This window comes from Spirosoma utsteinense, assembly GCF_014282275.1.
Classification (GTDB): Bacteria; Bacteroidota; Bacteroidia; order Cytophagales; family Spirosomataceae; genus Spirosoma; species Spirosoma utsteinense.
Window position 1 is genome coordinate 1 of sequence record NZ_VFIA01000031.1, and the last position, 19,111, is coordinate 19,111.

The following is a 19,111-nucleotide window of genomic DNA, read 5'->3' on the forward strand; positions in this document are numbered from 1 at the left end:
TGAATGAACTCATCCAGCAAATGAGCATCTTCTACTAGCTTACGCATGATTGGAGTTTGTTTGAGTTATGCTGAACCTAAATTGCAAACCTTTTTCCTAATGTCTATAATTCCAGTACATGCGGTGGCAGTTTCTTTTTTAGCCCTTCAAAGTAGTAAGGCTCGGTCTTGGTGCCTTCACAGACGATCAGGAAAAATCGCCTTTTAGGACGGCTGTTCTGTTTACGTTCAGTCTCCTTCCGTTCAAACCGTTTCTTGATGGCATTATCAATTTTCGCTACGCGTGCCATGCTGAAAGAGTTTGGAAAAATCGCCGATATAGGGAATAGCCCCGTAGCGGCCCTGAATATAGTCAGTCTCGAACGAACGATCTTTGCGAACTTTAGTGCCGTCTTCTTCTTTGTACTCCACTAACGAATACAGGCAGGTGGCTCCATATTGATCTTTTTCTGTAAACCAGATCTGGTCACGTCTAAACTGCCCGTAGGTAAGCAGGTTCGTATCGTGTGTTGCAAAGATCAGTTGGGCATTATTAAGGTTGGTTTCGGGATCATTAAAAAGTCGAATGATGGCATGGGTAAGGAGTGGATGAAGTTTGGCATCAAGTTCATCGATGACAAGCACAGCAGATTTGATGATAGAAAGGTAAACCGGTGCTAATAAGTCAAAAAACTTGATTGTGCCTGAAGACTCATTATTGGCTAAATCAAACTCAACGTGACCAGTAGGCTTATGGTTAGCATCGTATTTATCATGCATTGTTTTAATCGAGACGGTTTGTTCCCCTCCTAACAAGTCGAAAAACCGTTGTTGGTTTTCTTCTGAAAAGGCCGACAGATAATCCTTGCTCATAGCTGCTTTCTGAAGGCCAATAGCTGTAAACCCGAAGTTCATCTTTCCAATGATTGCCATGAGTTCTTCGCGCACAGGCGGTGCATCCAGCAGTTGCAGTAAGTGATTTCTGTATAAGTCATGGTCAATTCCAGATGTGTAAAGCAATTGGCGAAACCATTCAAATATACGTTTTGCTACCGGTCCATTGAACTGATCACAAACAGATAGGAATAGGGCGTTTTCGCGCGTTCTCTCTTCCAGGCTTTTGCCTTCTTTAAATTCTTTGACAACTTCGATATCGCTGTCTTGTCGCAGGAATAAATATTTTTCCCGTGCCTTTTTTGTCTCGAATAGCCATTCGGCCTTCACTGATTTCTTATCAACTTCAAAACCGTACCGGTACTGGGTTTCATCTATTAAAAAGACGATTTCGAAGTAACTGGGAGCATGCTCAGTTTCTGTACTCAGTAGGAATGGCTCAACACTTATTTCGTCTGTTGATTGGCGTTGGGCAGAGTTTCTAATGATAACTCCCATAGTATTCATAGCCTTCAACACATTTGATTTGCCGCTTGCATTTGCTCCGTAGATGGCGGCACTACGTAAAAGCTTATGTCGGCCGGTATCAATAACCCGCTCCGGAAAGTCGCTTATACCTGAAGCATCCATCCGTAAGGTTTGGCGATCTTTGATCGACAGGAAATTAGCAACGCTGAATTCTACAAGCATAGTCGTTGACATGTACAACAGCTACAAATCTGTACACACTGACAAATAACGACTCTATTTGAGATAATTTCTCAAATAGAGTCGTTATTTGTGAATCAATGCAACACAATGAGCGGCAATGCCTTCCTGCCGACCCACAAAGCCGAGGTGTTCGGAGGTAGTTGCTTTGATGGATATGTCTTCTTCTGGAATCGCCATAACCCCGGCCAGACACGTTTTCATCGCCGGAATGTGAGGGTTAAGTTTGGGTTCCTGTAACACCACCGTTACGTCGACATTGGACACTTCGTAGCCTTCGGCCCGTACCATCCTCAGCACTTCGGCGAGCAATACCTTACTGTCGACGCCCTTCCAGCGTGGATCTTTGTCGGAGAAGTGGTAGCCGATGTTGCGCATGTTGGCCGCTCCCAGCAGGGCGTCGCAGAGGACGTGACAGACGACATCGGCGTCCGAGTGGCCGAATGCGCCGTGGGTGTGTGGAATTTGAATGCCGCCCAGCCAGAAGGGGTGACCTTCCACCAGTTTATGCACGTCGTACCCTTGTCCTACGCGTATTTTCATGAATTAACCTGCTGGGTGAATGGTCTTATTGCTATACCGGGCATCGACCGCTTGTTTAGGCCGCTGCTTCCTCACGCCGGTAGTAAAGGGTCGAACTGTTTTCCTTGCGTAACACCTGCCGGGCCGCTTCCTGAATAGAGGCTGGTGTAACAGCCTGAATCTGGGCGGCTTCCTGGTTTACGAACTCAGGATCGCCGGCATTGGCTGCAAACGCCAGATTCATCGCCCGGTTCAGCAATTCTACCTCCGAGAACGCCAGCGTAGCTTCGGCCTGGTTCTTTACTTTGGCCAGTTCTTCCTCCGAGACGGTCTGATTGATAAAATCATCGACAACGGCTTCTACCGCAGCATCGGCTTCTTCGAGCGATACGCCTTCGTTCAATGTTCCCTGTACGATCAACAGGCCCGGATCATCGGAGGCTGTCAGGTAAGCACCAACATTGCTGAAGAGCGGATTATCGCGAAGTAGTTGCTGGTATAAACGCGACGATTTGCTCCGACCCAGCATATCGCTCAAAAGGTCGGTAGCCATGTAACCGGCTTCGAAGCGGCCGGGCATGTGGTAGGCTTTGTACAGACCGTTGAGGGGCACTTTCGCTGAAACTTCGAGTTTGCGGGCGGCCGTCTGCAACGGCTCTTTCGGTACGTTCCGGATGTACTGTTCGCCGGCAGGGATGGGGGCAAACCACTTCGCGCAGAGCTGTTTGACCTGCTCTGTGGTTACGTTGCCCGCTACGACCAGCACGGCGTTATTTGGCAGGTAGTATTTGTAGAAAAAAGCCCGTACATCGTCGAGGGTAGCGTTTTCGATGTGGCTGATGTCTTTCCCGATAGTGGCCCAGCGGTAGGGGTGAGCCTGGTATACCAGCGGCCGGAGTTTGAGCCATACATCGCCATAGGGCTGGTTGAGGTAGCGCTGCTTGAACTCTTCGATCACTACTTTCTGCTGTACATCGAGTACCTGCGGATCGAAGGACAGGCTCAGCATCCGGTCCGATTCGAGCCAGAAGGCGGTTTCCAGGTTAGCCGCCGGTAGAGTGATATAGTAATTCGTGATATCAGGACTGGTGAAGGCGTTATTTTCGCCCCCCACCTTCTGGAGTGGCTCGTCGTAATTGGGAATGTTCGTCGACCCGCCGAACATCAGGTGCTCGAATAAATGCGCAAAGCCCGTTCGGTTCGGGTCTTCATCGCGGGAGCCAACGTTGTACAGGATATTGACAGCCGCGATGGGCGTTGAATTATCTTCGTGGACGAAAACCTTCAGGCCGTTGTCCAGCACAAATTGATCGTAATGAATCATGGATAAAACTTTTGCGTATAGCCTACGTTAGATAATACGCATAGAAACAAAAGTACGGCTATGCCCGTACAGAATCAAACGACGTTTCTGCATACCAACGTTATCGACCTTGAGAAAAATAATAGTTACGTTCTGTCTGCTCTGTTTGCCTTTGTTGGCGCCAGCTCAGGTCTTTACCGACCCTGCCTTTCAGCAAACGGTACAGCGTGCGCTGGACGACATCTACAATTTTGATTTTGCCGGTGCTGATGTTACCATCAAACAGATTCGGGGCCGGTATCCAGAGCACCCCATTGGGCCGGTTCTGCTGGCTACCAAGCTTGAGTTGCAGTACCTGCCGCTTCATGAGAACCAGGCAGCAACGGCGCAGTTTATCCAGGCAGCCGAGCAGGGACTGGAGTTGTCGAAGCGGATGCTGACCAAAAATGACAAGGACCCTGAAGGAGTTTTCTTTGCCCTTACTTCCCATAGCTACCTGTCCTCGCTATATAGTAATCAGGGCGAATCGATGAAAGCTGTGAGCGAGTCGCGGAAGTCGTTCGGTTATATGAAAGACGGGTTCAGCATGTTGAACAAGAGTCCCGACTTTTATTTCACCACCGGTCTGTATAACTACTACGTAGAGCGCTACCCGATGGACCATCCCGTTGTTCGGCCGTTCATGTTCTTTTTCGATGATGGCGACATGACCGAAGGTATCAAGCAGATGGATGTGGCCGCCCGGAAAGGGCTGTTTATGCGTGCCGGAGCAAATTACTGGCTGGCCCACGTTTTGCTAAAGCATGAGATACAGCCAAACAAGGCCGCGTTATACACCAAATACCTCGCCGACAAATACCCGAACAATCCACTCTTCGGCATGTCTAACGTCGAAGCGTTGCTGCTGGCAGGTCGGTATGCCGAAGCCCGGCCCTATGTACTGCGGCTGAAACAGTTGAACCATAAGCTGGTGCCGATGGCCGTAAATATGTTTGAAGGAATCCTGGAAGAGCAGGCCGATAAGAACGATAAGGCGGCCACCGAATCGTACCAGACCGCGCTCAAACTGCCTTTCAACGACCCCTATACGAAAGAGTATCATGCCATGGCTTATGCAGGGCTGGCTCGTATTGCAGCCCGCGCCAACGACCGGAACCGCGCTAAAACGTTTTACAAAAAGGCCCTTTCTGTAGGTCATTACAAGGGCCTGATCAAAGAAGCGAAAGCCTACGCAAAATCATAACAGCCCGTGTTGTCTGTTGGCGTTTCTGTGTGTACCCAATCGGGATGAAATCCTGCTGACGCTTGTTTCCTGTCTGGTCGATTTTATCGGTTCCCAAACCGGGTATACCCCAAAATAGCCTTTATTAATAATCCACTTCCAGATTCAGCACTTTCCGTAACTCCTGCAGCGCCGGGTTTTTGTCGGCCATGAAGTTGTATTTGTCCTGCGAACTGTAGATCATCTTTTTTACTTCCTGCTGGGTAACCGTGTGCTCCAGCAAAATTTTGCTGTTTTGTAGTCTTTCCCGCAGATAGCCCAGCAGTTCCGGCTTTATATCGGTCAGGTAGCCAACCTGAAGCGTATTGTCGAGGGTAATATGGATGGTCGTACCATCGAGGGTAAGCGCCCGGTTGAGTACCAGCTGTTCGGTGGCTGAGTCGACTTGTTGTAAGCGAAGTTTAGCGAATGCCAGCCAGTGCGCCTGTAAATCCTCCAGGCCGAAGCCTTTGTCGGGCTGGGTCGGAGCCGTTACCGGACCTTCCTCTTCAGCTGTGGCTGGCTGAGCCGGGCCAACGGTCAGGGAAGTTGTTGACCGCAACCGACTGGTAGCCGGACGAGGTAACGGTGCAATTTGTGGTCGTACGGGCTGGGCAGCGGTAGCCGCACCGTTCGCGGCAGGCTGACTGCTTCGGTTACTTTCTGCTACAGCCGGGGCGCTGGCCCTAGCGGGCTGGCCTACCTGATAACCGTTTACGGGTTCGCTCGTGATCGGGTGGATCTCAACCGGTTGATTGGCGGGTTCCGGCTCGGGTCGGCCTATGTTCGCTGGTTCAGTTGAGGACTGCGGGCTGCTGGATACTGGAATGCCGGACGTCGGTCCAGCGTTTTTTTTTTCACCCTCTGCCCCTTCCGCAGCAGCCATTACCCCGTTTCTGGTACCGCCCGAAACGGCTTCGGCAGGCACTTCAGGCAGCGCATCCCAATTGAGCAGATTGCGCAGGTTGGCTAGTTTCATCAGCCATAGCTCTGTATGCAGCCGTTGATCTTTAGCCTGTTTGTAATTCATATCGCACTGGCCACCAATGCTCAGCGCCGACAGCAGAAACGACATGGGAGCCCGAACGGCCTGATCGAGGTACTGACGCCGGACATTTTCGGTGACCTGTAGCAGTTGTACCGTTGCCGCATCTTTGCAGACCAGCAGATCCCGGAAATGGCGGCACAGGCCAACCACGAACTGATGTCCGTCGAAACCTTTGCGCAGGATTTCGTCGACGGTTAGCAGGCTTTGCGGAAGATTGCCGGCCAGCAGCAGATCGGTCAGTTTGAAATAATAGTCGTAGTCGAGAATGTGCAGGTTGTCCAGCACCTCTTTGTACCGAATGATCCGGTCGGCAGCAAAGGTCACGTTGAGGTCGAACATCGACAGCGCATCGCGCAAGCCTCCGTCGGCTTTCTGGGCAATGAGGTCGAGCGCTTCTTTTTCGGCGGTGATCCCTTCTTTTTCGGCAATACCCGCCAGGTGGTCGGCAATGTGCTGCGGCTGAATCCGGTTGAAATCGAAAATCTGGCAGCGCGACAGGATCGTCGGCAGGATTTTGTGCTTCTCGGTTGTTGCCAGAATAAAAATGGCGTAGGAGGGCGGTTCTTCCAGCGTTTTCAGGAACGCGTTAAAAGCCGCCGATGAGAGCATGTGAACCTCATCGATGATATAGATTTTGTACTTGCCCGACTGGGGCGGGTAGCGTACCTGGTCGATCAGGTTGCGGATGTCTTCGACCGAGTTATTCGAGGCCGCATCGAGTTCATGGATATTGAATGACGCATTCTGGTTGAAGCTGACACACGACTCACACTGGTCGCAGGCCTCACCTTCGGGCGTCAGGTTTTGGCAATTGATGGTTTTGGCAAGAATCCGGGCGCAGGTTGTTTTGCCAACACCACGCGGCCCACAGAACAAAAACGCCGACGCTAAGTGATTGGTCCTGATTGCATTCTTAAGCGTAGTAGTAATATGCTCCTGTCCAACTACGGTGTCGAACGTAGCGGGGCGGTACTTGCGGGCCGAGACCACGAAATTTTCCATACCGCAAGTTAGCAGGTGAGGGGCGTATTTCAAACCCGAATACCCCCAACTTGACCGCCCACGATGCGAAACTACCAGATTCCCTTCTGTATGAATAGGATAACCTGTAATCACACCTACGCTATACAAACTAGTTACTGGTAATCTTATTTTTTGTATTATTTGACGAAATAAAAGAAGTATTTTTGGTGAAATGGTAATTAGTTGCCATAACCGATCAGCTCAACGACTTTATGAAAAACAGGTTACCCCCGAATCCCCAGGAATCGTTGCCGGCTACTTCTGCCTTTTCTGCTCATTCCCTGGCTCGCCATCCGCGTCTGCTCATCTCAAACTCCGTTCTCCACACTGGCCAACCGGCTTGTAACGGGACGCGTGATCGACGCCGGAAATGCGTTCCTGCCCGGTCGATTTGCAACGCTGAAACGTCCTAAATTCCCGTAGCAACGAGAACCGTATCGGTAAGATATGGCTCTCGTTTACTTATTAAACGATGCTTAAGTACTTCATTCTGCTCTTTCTGCTTTTCAGCGCCTGTCAGCGTGACGACGCTAACCAGTCGCGGTCGCTGACGTTCTGGTGCTCGAACAACGCAGGAGAGATCACGTTTGCGCGGGAGTTTACCCGGCAGTGGCAGCGAAACCGGCCCGATAAACCGCTGCGGTACCAGCCCATCCCTGAAGGACAGTCGAGCGAAGAAATCATTCTGGCATCGGTGGTGGGCAAGACTACGCCCGATATTTATGCCAACATGTGGCAGGGCAGCGTTGAGATGTACGCCAAAGCCAGGGTGCTGGTCCCACTCGATACATTGGCAGGGTTTCGGGCATTTATCAACGCCCGGTGTGATAGCGCTGTGATCCGGGAGATAACCTCGTCGGACGGGCATATCTACCAGGTTCCGTGGAAAGTAAATCCCATTATGCTGCTCTGCAATACGCGCGCTATGGATGGGTTGAGTACCAAGGGGCCACCCTATACCTATTCGAGCTACACCGATGCAGGGCGGCAGTTCAAGCGGGATAAGGACGGCGACGGCTATGTCGATCAGTGGCTGGGCTATACAGAAGTGAAAGCGATCTGGTATCAGCGGCTTTTTAACTTTTACCCGCTTTACCTGGCGGCATCGAAGGGGGCACCCCTGCTAACCCGTAACCCCAACGGTCGATTACAGGCCGCCTTCAACAACCGGCATGCCGTGTCGGTGTTCCGGTTTTTACAGACACTCTATCGTGAAAATTACTTTGCTAAAGAGCGTCTTTCGGCAACCCGCGACCCCTTTCTGGCCAATCGCATCGCTACGCAGTTTACGGGGCCATGGACCGTTGAGTTTCTGGAAAAATACAAAGATCCGGGCTTTGACTACGGCTCTTTCCCTATGCCCGTACCCGATGGGCATACCGGTCCCGTTTATAGCTACGGTGATCCTAAAAACATTGTTATCTTCAACACATGCCGTGACCCACAAGCTGCCTGGGAGTTTATCAAAACCCTGGTCGATCAACCCGGCGACCTTCGGTTGCTGGAGCTGACAGGGCAGTTCCCGCGCCGGAAGAACCTGGATACGGACCCCTATTTTGCGCCATTCCTGACCAAACACCCGCGTTTGCAACCATTCGCCAGGCAAACGCGGTACATCAAGGGCGTCGATAACAGCGAGGTGATTGTCGAAGTCTTCGACATTATTTCGCAGGAGTACGAAGCCTGTGTGATCTTCAATAAAAAAACGCCCGAATCTGCCATTGCCGATGCGGCCAGGGCGGTGGATGTACTGTTAATGAGTGAAAGGACGATTGAGTAAAAACGTGAAACCCCGTTGGTCGAGCCCTCTTTGTTCGTTCAGTCTATCGCTCCTTCGCCCGTTCGTTATAGATGAAAAAGCTACTTCCTTACCTCCTTGTTTCGCCTTACCTGCTGCATGTAGCCGTGTTTGTTGCCTTTCCGGTGGTGTTCTCGGTCGTGCTGACGTTTCATAGCTGGAATATCATTTCGCCGATGCAGTATGTTGGGCTGGCCAATTATGAACGGCTGTTCAATGACCGGCTGTTCTGGCAGGCGATCTGGAACACACTGCGGTTTCTGATGGTGCATATCCCGCTCCAGATTTTACTGGCTCTGATGCTGGCTGAGCTACTGAACCGGACGGTGCGGGGAGCCAGCTTTTTTCGGGCTGCTTTCTTTCTGCCGGTCATTGTGTCGGGGGTGGTGGTTACGATTTTATGGCAGCAACTGCTCAGCTTTAATTCCGGTATTATAAACCGTATGCTGACGGCTATATCCCTGCCGCGGGTAGCCTGGCTCGACGATCCGGCGGTGGCTATGTATTCGATTGCGGTTATGGCCACCTGGAAGAATGTGGGCCTGTATGTAATTCTATTTCTGGTTGGCCTGCAATCTGTGCCGGAGCAGTATTATGAAGCAGCCGATATGGAGGGGGCTACCAGCTGGCAAAAGTTCCGGTTTATCACCCTACCCATTATCAACCCAACCATTTTTACGGTCGTTGTTTTGTCGACCATCAGTGGATTCTCGCTCTTTATCGAGCCTTACATCATGACCGAGGGTGGACCGATGAACACAACGCTGTCGGCAGTAATGTACATTTATAAACAAGCGTTTCAGTATTACCATATGGGGTATTCAGCTACGCTTGGCTTTTGCTTCGCCCTGATCATTCTGTTCGTTGTGGTGATTCAGAAGCGGTATGTCGAACAGGAAGTATAACCAGCGGACCGCTGCCAGGAGCTTTGTTCACTGGTAGTGGTTCGGGGACAACCCAACACATGGCCCAAACCATTCTTAAATACGCACTACTCGTTCTGGCGGCTTTGTCGTTCGTGTATCCATTTATCTGGATGCTCAGCGCGTCGTTGTCGTCGGAGAGTGGACTCGGTTCGCTGGTACTGCTGCCGGAGGGGTTTACGTGGACCAACTACGTCACGGTCTTTACGAAGATTCCGCTGGGGCGGGCCTTTCTGAACAGTGCGTTCGTTGCCATCATCACCACCAGTCTGGTACTCATATCAGGGGCCATGGTCGGCTACGCCCTCGCCCGGCTCGACTTTGTGGGGCGCAATGCCATTTTTTACCTCATCATTTTCACAATGACCCTGCCGTTTCAAATTACTCTCATTCCTAATTATATCACCATGGTACGACTCGGCTGGGTCGATACGTATTTTGCCCTGATCGTACCCTTTGCCCTAAGTTCACTATCGGTGTTGCTGTTTCGGCAGGCGTTTCAGGGATTACCGCAATCACTTATCGACGCGGCCCGGATGGATGGGGCGGGGGAGTTGCGGATCATCTTTCAGATTCTTGTTCCCAATATCCTGCCAACCGTATTGACGATCACGATCCTGACATTTATGGGGCTTTGGAACGAAGCCCTGTGGCCGCTGATCGTCATTCGTGATGAACCAACGATGACAATGCCGCAGCTGGTAACGCTGTTCTCGGTAGGCGGGCGGGCCGACGCGCAGTTAGGGGTGAAGATCGCGGCAGCCGTTATGCTGGCTGTGCCGATTGTGATTCTGTACTTATTTTTCCAAAAACACTTCATCCGAAGTATGGCCACCTCGGGTATGAAGGATTGATCAGAAAATCTCGTATGCGCTGTTTCAACGTTTTCTTTATTTTCCTGCTGGTTCTTTCCTGTAAAGAAGAACAGTCTGTCGCCCAGACCGTCACGAGCCGCTATGTTAACCTGGCCCATCTGGACCGGCTTTACCAGGCTGTCAGGCTACCGAATGGCAGTGAGGTGGGTACGGTGGGTATCTACAGCGAAGCACCCGATTACCGGCTGGTGACCGATGCCGATGAGGGGTTTACCTGCATCGATGATGTGTCGCGGGCCGCGATGCTGTTACTCCGCGAACCTGACCTGACCACCAGCGCCGACAAACAGGCGAAGCTTCGGACCATGACCGAATTTGTCCTGCAACTCCAGTCTGACGAAGGGTATTTCTATAATTTTCTGTGGCCCGACCGGTCTATCAACAAGACGTTCAAAACAAGCGTTGCCGAGCCTAATTTCTGGTCGTGGCGGGCCTTGTGGTACCTGACCGACGCGTATCCTTATTACCAGCGAGCCGATCCAGCGCTGGCCAGTCGTATCGAAACATCGACGCAGAAGCTGACGACACTTATTGTACGTGATTTTGGCCGTCGGCGGCAGGAGTTCACTGTCGTAAAAGGCGTTCAGGTGCCCAAATGGCTGCCATTTGGGTCAGGCTCCGACCAGGCCGCTATGCTGCTCATCAGCCTGACGACCCTTCAGCAACGGACGCCTACAGCCGATAAGCTGACATTGATCGAACTGCTGGGCGAAGGGATTTTGGCCATGCAGTATGGCGGTCCGGGACAGTATCCATACGGGGCAATCCTGAGTTTTGAGAACAACTGGCATGCCTACGCCAGTGATCAGGCCTATGCGCTGCTGCGGGCTGGCAAAGCCTTGAACAAGCCCGCCTGGCAAGCGGCTGCCCGTCGCGAAATCGACAATTTCTACCCGTATCTGCTCCGGGAAGGACTGCTGGAATCATTGGCTATTGAGCAGACAGGCAATGAATGGAAGGCGATCGATACCCGCAAGTTTTCGCAGATTGCCTATGGTGTACGCCCTATGGTTTGGGCTGCGCTCGAAGCCTACGATCAGACCAAAGACGCCAGGTATGCCGATATGGCTGTACAGTTCGCGGGTTGGTTTTTGGGTAAAAACCCCGCTGGCGTTATCATGTATGACCGGGCAACAGGCCGCGGATACGATGGGATCGGAGCAAACGGGGTTATCAATAAAAACGCGGGTGCTGAGTCTACGATCGAATCGCTCTGGGCCTTTCAACGGCTGGAACAGTACCCCGAGGTGCTGAATAAACTTAACTGAAGCGCAAAAAAGCGATCGGCAAACATGGCTGAAGTACTCCTGAAACACATTTCCAAAGCGTATGCGGGCGGCCCGACAGTGATCCGTGATATCAGCATCGACGTGAAGGACCGCGAGTTTGTCGTGCTGGTCGGGCCGAGCGGTTGCGGCAAATCGACATTACTGCGGATGATTGCCGGGCTGGAAGACATCACAAACGGCGATCTGCTCCTCGATGGTCAGCGTATCAATGACCGGGCGCCGAAAGACCGCGACATTGCCATGGTGTTTCAGAATTACGCGCTCTATCCGCACATGACGGTTTATGAGAACATGGCGTTCGGGCTGAAGCTGCGTAACATGCCGAAGGATGAAATCAGGCAGCGCGTGACGCGGGCCGCTCAGATTCTGGAGATAGAGAGCCTGCTCGACCGAAAGCCCAAAGATATGTCGGGTGGACAGCGGCAGCGGGTAGCTATCGGGCGTGCCATCGTTCGAAATCCAAAGGTTTTTCTGTTCGATGAACCGCTGAGTAACCTCGATGCCAAACTGCGCGGCCAAACCCGGATCGAACTTCAGAAACTCCACCGCGACCTTCAGGCAACGATGATCTACGTGACCCACGATCAGGTTGAGGCTATGACGCTCGGCGACCGTATCGTGGTGTTGCGTAACGGCGATGTCATGCAGCATGATACGCCCCTGGCGCTCTACAACCAACCGGCTAATCGCTTTGTGGCGGGCTTCATTGGCAGCCCGCCTATGAATTTCCTGCCCGGTCGAATCGTGGCTGACGGAACGGCATTGCGGTTCGAGAGTGCAGGCGGGGCGGTGTCGATCAGGCTGAACGGCTCCGTTCATCAGCAGGCGCTGGCAGCCTACGCAGGCCGGGCCGTTGAACTGGGAATTCGGGCAGAACACCTTACCGACCAGCCGATGAATAGACAGCGGTCTTACTTTTCGCCGGAGCAGCTCATTGTCTTTGATGCGGTTGAGCGGATGGGCAGCGAAACACTGGCCTATTTCATTCTCGAAGGGCAACGGTTCGTGGCGCGTTTATCCGGCGATTCCACGGTTGATACGAGCGTGGGGGTATCTACGTTCTGGGACATTGACAAAGCCCATTTCTTCGATGCCGACACCGAGCAGACTATCCGATGAGGTCTTCGGGAGGCCCATCCCAAAGGGAGAATATACCAGCTGGCGTTATACGTCCCTGATTTCTTTGCCGCAGTGCGGGCAGCGTCGTATGACGGTCACTTTCTGATTGCGAATCTGTTCCGTAAAGCCTGACACCAGGATACCCGTCGGCAGGGCAAACAGGCCGATACCCATAATAGCCGCCAGGCCACCCAGTAGTTTGCCAAGGGGTGTTATGGGGTGGATGTCCCCATAACCAACCGTCGTCATAGCGCTCACGCCCCACCACATGGTTGCCGGAATACTGGAAAATTTGTCGGGTTGAGCCGTATGTTCGACATAATACATGATGCTGGATACGATGATGAGCATGAACACGACAAACGTCATACTAAGGATCAATTCTTCTTTTTTGTCAGTCACTACCCGCTGGATCATACGGAAGGCGTGTGAATAACGGGAGATGCGGAACAGCCGAAAAATGCGGAATAGCCGTAGAATTCTGACGATAGCCAGATCGGTGGCGAAGAGCGTAAAATAGAACGGAAAGATAGCCAGAATGTCAATGATCGACGATGCCGAAAACAGGTACCTCAACCGTCCCCAGAACCAGTGCCGGTATCTGTCGTTTTCGACGCAGACCCAGATCCTTAACAGATACTCGATGGTAAAGAAGAGCACCGAGAATAGTTCGAAGTCATAAAAAAGCTGCGTAAACCGCCGGTTGTATTCGGGAACCGTGTGTAGTACAATAGCAATGGCGTTCAGGGTGATGATTGTAATAAGAACGATATTGAACGCCAGGCTGAAACCTCGTCGTTTGCCCGACGAGGTTTCGAGAATGCGGTAGACGGAAAGGCGTAAATGGTGCATGACGGCGGGGCGTGTAAACAGCCCGTAAGCTACGCAACCTGACTGAATTCAGAACCCGCCGTCGTCAAATTATCGGGTGCTTTACTGTCTGGCAGAGCGGTAATGCCGAACCGCAAGCACGGCTATGGCTGTGGCCACCACGGCTAGTACGCCCGAAGTCAACCCGATCGTGGGGGCGGTCAGATACAGCAGTGCATTGCCGGCAAAGTAGGTACCGACAATGTCGCCCAGGTTCACGAAAGCCATGTACGTAGTGAATTGCGACCCTTCTACACCTTTGCGGCAAATACTCATCAGGACGGGCATAGCCGCAGCACTCACGGCCGGGTCCATAAAGTACAAGGCTACCAGGCCCACCTGGGCTACTTCGCGCCGGACCCAGGTTTCTGAAAACAGGTTGAAACCGAGTAAGTAAACCGCAACGATTCCCAGCATGATCAGCAACAGTCGACGCGCTCCGATACGGTCGGCCAGGTACCCACCCGTTAACGCAATTACTGTTGCAACGATCATACCATAGGTACCCGCTAGCACAGAAACTTCGGTATCGCGCCAGCCGAGCTTGTCGATGAGGTGGTGATTATAAGCCCGTAAAAACAGCGCGTTACTCATGTAAGCCAGGAGAATGGCTCCAAAGATCAGCAGGCTCTGGCGGCTGAATAAGCCCCGGAAAAGTTCGGTAAACAACCAGCGAAAATCGTGATCAGCCCGTTCGGAGGATTTTATTTCCTGGCCAGACCTGTTGATGCTATCAACCGTAACCCGACCAACCGTGAGTCGGCCAAGCGTGGCGCGGCCAACCGTGGCCCGGCCAAACGAAGGCAACAGCCGATCGCCGGGTTGTTCCCGGATGAAGGCCATCAGCAGTACACCCGTCGACAAAAAGGCAACCTGCGCCAGGGCTGCGGTATGGAACCCGTAGTCACGCAGGATATGGGAAAATACGGCCGCTCCAATACCTGTGCCAGCCAGAAAACCAGCCCGCATGAAGGCATTGCCCCGGCCGCGCTCCTTTTCGGGAAGAATAGTGATCGCCATTGCATCGACGCTGGCATCCTGAATAGCGGCAAACACGCTTCGTATACAGAAAAGCCATGCCAGCGGGGTAAGCTCCGCAACCGGGTCCCCCACAAAAAGTAATAGGCCCGAGGCCAGTACCGTCATCAATTGCGACCCAACCACCCACGGTTTTCGTCGGCCCATGGGCGACCCCTGGAACCGGTCGATGAGGGCCCCCCAAACAAACTGGAAAGCCCACGGCAGGCCGATGATAGCGATGAAAGAGGCAACCTTATCGGGCCGCACACCTTCGGCAGTGAAGTAATTGGTTAAAGCCGTTAGATAAAATCCTGACGGGATACCCTGCATCACATACAGGAAGAAAAAGAGGCCATACCGTAAGGGACGGCTTTGACTAAGGGTTAATGGATAATATGGAGGGGGGAAGGCGGAGAGCATACGTTGAGAGCGATCACAATACCTGTACCCGGTAACGAATGATTATGTTTACCCCGTTGGCGAACTATCGCGTAAAAAAACCGTTTATTCTATTGCACAACCCGGAGAAAGTATCTAACATTGTCCGCGTTTCTGCGCAACAACTAATGGCCAAGCTCGTTTACATACCGACCTTCTTCCATACTACGCCATTCCGGTTTAGGTCCGTAAGGACTATATAAAATTGATTGCCTACGTGGCAACGTCGTTCCGTCAGTTCCCTTTTCTTCATCTTTAACAATAGCACGGTTAAAAGTCTGCTCCGGCGACCCAATCCGTTTTGTGGCTGCGAAGCCGCCCCAAGTAACGCCAATGATCACGCCCGAAATAGTCAACGATCAGTTCATTGTTCAGGTCGCTAATGAAAACCATCTGAAACTGGCTGAAACCATCTGCCATGAAATGGAGGAAAGTGCAAAAGCCCGGGGAACCGGTATTGCCAAGCGCTCCCCCATTTATGTAATGGAGAAAATGCTGGAAGGTAAAGCCATCGTGGCAACTACCATGGCAGGTGAATGGGTCGGCTTTTGCTACGTCGAAACGTGGGAACACGGCAAGTTCGTGGCGAACTCCGGCCTGATCGTGCGGCCGGAATACCGAAAAAGCGGTATTGCCACGCGCATTAAAGCCAAAGCGTTCGAACTCTCCCGGACGAAGTTTCCCGACGCTAAAATTATTGGTATCACGACGAGTCTGGCCGTGATGAAGATCAACTCCGATCTCGGCTATCAGCCTGTTACGCTTAACGAACTGCCCGGCGACGAGGCTTTTTGGAAAGGCTGCCAGACCTGCGCCAATTTCGATATTCTAACGCGCACCAACCGTAAACACTGCCTCTGTACGGGCATGCTCTATGACCCGGAGGAGCACCAGAAAGAAAAGAAAGAAGATAAGTGGAATTTTCTGAAGGAGTCGAAACTCTATGAACGCTGGATGCGTATCAAAGAACGCGTTTTGCTCCGGCTCCATAGCGATCGTTCCCGATCGCGCCCGACGCGTGAAATGGAATCAGTAGGTTAATCGCGTTTTTCGAACCAACCGGTTTTACAAAAAAAGTCGTACTCAGGTAAGCTGGGTACGACTTTTTTTGTAAAACCGGGGCGGAGCCACGCTTACATAGCCATTTACTCACCGGGATGATAGATTCGCTTGGCTTCCCGCAGGACAGTGGTTTTATCCAGCGTCATGGGTTTTGTTTTCTGATTGACGAACAACTCCATCTGATCCGTATAATGTGGACTGTCGGGGTGGTTCGATGCGCCAAAGCAATTGACCGTTTCAATCTCGGGCAGACCGACCTTTGGAAACTTCACCAGTGAAATATAGGATTCCCCCTGATTGCTACGCACACGGCCCTTCGTATAGGGTCTAGCGTAAATAGACGCCATAACATCGGGAATACCCCAGACAGGCAGTTCTTTGCTTCCCCGTACGTGTTTCTGGTAGTCGCCCAGCACAATTGCCGTACGGCCAAAGTGTTTGAGCAGGTACGTTCTAACATAGCGAAGCCCTTCAACACAGTCCGTAGTCGTGAGGGTAGCTGGTGGGTTGGTCATGGTAGACGCTTTGTTCTTCCAGTAGTTATAAAAGAGGAGAAAAGCTGCGGCCCCCTGGCTGTCGGCTGTGGCTTGCCGGTTCCAGGACACCAGGGACTGAATGAGGTCGCGGATATCGGGGTAGTCGGCCGGGCTGAGTGTAAACAGGTTATTGGCATCAGGACCGGAAGTGTAGGATAGCCGGGCCGGCAGTTGCAGGTCGTATTTAATTCGCTTGAAATCGGCGTAGCTGAGCTTGTCATATTGGGCCATCAGTTCGCCGTAGCGTACACTACGGTTGTTGTTCCACCGCTCATAGCCCATTGTTTTGTCGAACTGGTCGGCTGGTAGATTATCGGCGGGGGCGGTAGCATTGAACGGGGTGTTGTTCGTATTGAACAGGTAGCCGCCGGGGGGATTGATATACTGCGGAAAATCGCTCAGTGGGTGAAAGTTCGTCCAGCGGGTTTTCGAGGTGTTACCCGGTAGTGTCCCGCTCCAGTCGTAGGCCGGATCGCGGTAGGGAATCTTGCCGTTGCTAACGTAATAGATCGTGTCGGGATCTGCATAGACGACGTTAAAGCCCGGAATCGCCGTCATCTGCATGGCTGCACGAAACTCCGAGAACGATCGGGCTTTGTTCATGCGGTACCATTGCTCAATACCCCGCAGATCCTGGTTGGCACCGGTACGAATGGCAAAGGTGCCCTTTTTGGTGACAAGGGTTGGGCCATAAGTGCTCCAGTACGCCTTGCGACCGATTGCGAACGGAATTCCCTTTATTCGCAGCTTCACCGTCTTTACTTCCAGCGGGAGCCACTTGCCATCAAAGAAATACTGCTTTGGATGGGCTTTGTCGGTTTGTAGCTGATAGGTATCGATCTTGTCCTGGTAGTTGACCGTATGCGCCCAGCCGAGGTGTTCGTTGACACCGTGAAAGATGGTCGTGCCGCCCGGAAACAGACCACCCAGTATATTCCAGCCCTGTTCACTGCACAGATGGGCTTCATACCAGGCTACAGGCCCCTCCAGTGGCTGGTGGGAGTTGATCGCCAGAAGGGTTTTCCCTTCCGTCGTTTTATTGCGGTGTATGGCAATCGCGTTGGAGCCGGTTGGTTTCAGAAAGTCGATGGGTGGCACCTTGCCCCCAAGAATAGCCTGCAAAGCCTGATCGACACCCGATATAAGTGACAGCGACAGCACTGTTGCTTTCAGGTAATCGCTGACGGACACGGGAAACGCTCCCCGTACCAGCACCTCCCCGGGGTGTGCTCGGGCGTAGTCGTTCAGGCCTTGCAAATACCCGGTAAGCACAGCTTTATAATCGGCTGAAAGGGCTGTTGCGCCCTGCTCGGCTACCAGTTCTGGTGCATGGAGCAACTCAACGACATAGTCGGCGGCAGCACCCTGCTTGCCCAGATGGCGACCTAACAACCCTTTTGTCGGCAAAATCAGGAGTTGGATCGTTTTGAAATCGTCTTCCGCATGAGCCCAGGCAAGGCCATAGGCTACTTCAGGATCAGTTTTAGCGAATATATGCGGTACACCATATCCATCGCGGGCAATAGTGACCATCGCTGGATTGATTTGAGCAGTAACCAAGACCGGTAGGATACAGAAGAATAGAAGAGACAGCGTTTTCATGCAGGTTTTTAAGGTGCGCTAAAGGTAGACGAATTGCCTTCAACACCAGGCAAGGTCCCCACCGACTAACGAGGCAAGGGCTTATTGTTTCTGAATGAAATGGCTGGTAGCTCGTCGTTACCTGATGAAGATGAGAGAGCTTTGTTAACATTGGCTTAACATTGGGCTTGATTGGTGATCGGGCTAGTTGACGAGAAAAGGCGGCATTTACGTCTCTTGTTCCCAATTTTCAGTCTGGAATGATGTGAGTCTGTCACTATTTCGACAGCCAATAAATAATTCCAATATTAAGTTTTTGGTATTTATTCACATTTACATAACATTAAGGTAATATTTGAGTAATATTGACATAACATTGAAAGTCACAACAATTCGAGCGTTTTGACTTGCAGGGATTATTCACTTTTTAACGTCATTGAAGTCATGAAAAAAGTCTTTTTTCTTCTTACGCTGGTAGGCTTCCTGGCGACGCAAGCTTACGCTTCGCCGACAGGTCCCCGCAAAACCAAAGCGCCGAAAGTTACTTTAGAGAAGCAATTAGCCAGTTATATCTCGTTCCCTGAAGCGCTGGCACCCATCCAGCGGGCAGGCGTCGTTGTTATCCAGTTTCGGGTAAACGCCGACAGCGAACTGTGCCAGTTGACGGTGTTTAGCCAAAATGAACAGATCAATACCAGTCTGACCAAGCAGCTTACCGGCAAGAAATTAGCTGGTTACAGCAGCGACGCAGCGGAACTTCATACGGTTCGGTTGCGGTTCCAGCCTGAATAAGCAGACATACCATAAAAAAAGTCCTTTATCGATCGGTCGATAGAGGACTTTTTTTATGCCTAAACTTTTCC

Annotated in this window: 15 protein-coding genes; 8 read left to right on the plus strand and 7 right to left on the minus strand. The window is 51.9% G+C overall.

The window, feature by feature from the left end; genetic code table 11:
* Window positions 1-266: 266 nt before the first annotated feature.
* The 3 genes from FH603_RS20600 to FH603_RS20610 form a co-directional block, all read right to left on the minus strand.
* A complete protein-coding gene (locus tag FH603_RS20600; RefSeq protein WP_186739590.1) occupies window positions 267-1,562 on the minus strand; it encodes an AAA family ATPase in 1,296 nt (431 codons plus the stop codon).
* 84 nt (window positions 1,563-1,646) lie between these two features.
* Window positions 1,647-2,123, minus strand: a complete 477-nt coding sequence (ispF, locus tag FH603_RS20605) for a 2-C-methyl-D-erythritol 2,4-cyclodiphosphate synthase (protein ID WP_186739591.1) — start codon at window positions 2,121-2,123, stop codon at window positions 1,647-1,649.
* A gap of 55 nt (window positions 2,124-2,178) precedes the next feature.
* Window positions 2,179-3,426 (minus strand): M16 family metallopeptidase, encoded by a 1,248-nt coding sequence (locus FH603_RS20610; RefSeq protein WP_186739592.1) that lies wholly within the window; start codon window positions 3,424-3,426, stop codon window positions 2,179-2,181.
* 109 nt (window positions 3,427-3,535) lie between these two features.
* Between FH603_RS20610 and FH603_RS20615 the strand changes: the two genes are divergently transcribed.
* The gene (locus tag FH603_RS20615) at window positions 3,536-4,648 is read left to right on the plus strand and encodes a tetratricopeptide repeat protein (protein ID WP_186739593.1); all 1,113 of its coding nucleotides are present in this window, start codon (window positions 3,536-3,538) and stop codon (window positions 4,646-4,648) included.
* Between the two features lie 124 nt (window positions 4,649-4,772).
* Here FH603_RS20615 and FH603_RS20620 read toward each other — a convergent pair whose 3' ends face one another.
* Complete coding sequence (locus tag FH603_RS20620) at window positions 4,773-6,716, minus strand: DNA polymerase III subunit gamma/tau (RefSeq protein WP_186739594.1); 1,944 nt, start codon at window positions 6,714-6,716, stop codon at window positions 4,773-4,775.
* A gap of 493 nt (window positions 6,717-7,209) precedes the next feature.
* On the opposite strand from FH603_RS20620, the gene FH603_RS20625 reads away from it, so the two are divergent.
* The 5 genes from FH603_RS20625 (at window position 7,210) to FH603_RS20645 (ending at window position 12,741) form a co-directional block, all read left to right on the plus strand.
* Entirely contained in the window at window positions 7,210-8,517 is a 1,308-nt protein-coding gene (locus FH603_RS20625) for an extracellular solute-binding protein (protein ID WP_186739595.1), read from the plus strand.
* Window positions 8,518-8,588: 71 nt separating this feature from the next.
* Window positions 8,589-9,440, plus strand: coding sequence for a carbohydrate ABC transporter permease (locus tag FH603_RS20630; protein ID WP_186739596.1), 852 nt, complete (start codon window positions 8,589-8,591; stop codon window positions 9,438-9,440).
* Between the two features lie 59 nt (window positions 9,441-9,499).
* A complete protein-coding gene (locus tag FH603_RS20635; RefSeq protein WP_186739597.1) occupies window positions 9,500-10,312 on the plus strand; it encodes a carbohydrate ABC transporter permease in 813 nt (270 codons plus the stop codon).
* A gap of 14 nt (window positions 10,313-10,326) precedes the next feature.
* Entirely contained in the window at window positions 10,327-11,601 is a 1,275-nt protein-coding gene (locus tag FH603_RS20640) for a hypothetical protein (RefSeq protein WP_186739598.1), read from the plus strand.
* Window positions 11,602-11,625: 24 nt separating this feature from the next.
* Window positions 11,626-12,741 (plus strand): ABC transporter ATP-binding protein, encoded by a 1,116-nt coding sequence (locus FH603_RS20645; RefSeq protein ID WP_186739599.1) that lies wholly within the window; start codon window positions 11,626-11,628, stop codon window positions 12,739-12,741.
* A gap of 45 nt (window positions 12,742-12,786) precedes the next feature.
* On the opposite strand, the gene FH603_RS20650 is transcribed toward FH603_RS20645, so the two are convergent.
* A complete protein-coding gene (locus FH603_RS20650) occupies window positions 12,787-13,593 on the minus strand; it encodes an ion transporter (protein ID WP_186739600.1) in 807 nt (268 codons plus the stop codon).
* A gap of 81 nt (window positions 13,594-13,674) precedes the next feature.
* Window positions 13,675-15,051 carry an MFS transporter gene (locus FH603_RS20655; RefSeq protein ID WP_186739601.1) on the minus strand — a complete coding sequence of 459 codons (1,377 nt, stop codon included), beginning with the start codon at window positions 15,049-15,051 and terminating at the stop codon, window positions 13,675-13,677.
* A 351-nt stretch (window positions 15,052-15,402) separates the two neighbouring features.
* On the opposite strand from FH603_RS20655, the gene FH603_RS20660 reads away from it, so the two are divergent.
* Window positions 15,403-16,110, plus strand: a complete 708-nt coding sequence (locus FH603_RS20660; protein WP_186739602.1) for a GNAT family N-acetyltransferase — start codon at window positions 15,403-15,405, stop codon at window positions 16,108-16,110.
* 104 nt (window positions 16,111-16,214) lie between these two features.
* Here FH603_RS20660 and FH603_RS20665 read toward each other — a convergent pair whose 3' ends face one another.
* Complete coding sequence (locus FH603_RS20665; protein WP_186739603.1) at window positions 16,215-18,269, minus strand: penicillin acylase family protein; 2,055 nt, start codon at window positions 18,267-18,269, stop codon at window positions 16,215-16,217.
* A 423-nt stretch (window positions 18,270-18,692) separates the two neighbouring features.
* On the opposite strand from FH603_RS20665, the gene FH603_RS20670 reads away from it, so the two are divergent.
* Window positions 18,693-19,040 carry a hypothetical protein gene (locus FH603_RS20670; RefSeq protein WP_186739604.1) on the plus strand — a complete coding sequence of 116 codons (348 nt, stop codon included), beginning with the start codon at window positions 18,693-18,695 and terminating at the stop codon, window positions 19,038-19,040.
* The last annotated feature ends 71 nt before the right edge of the window (window positions 19,041-19,111 follow it).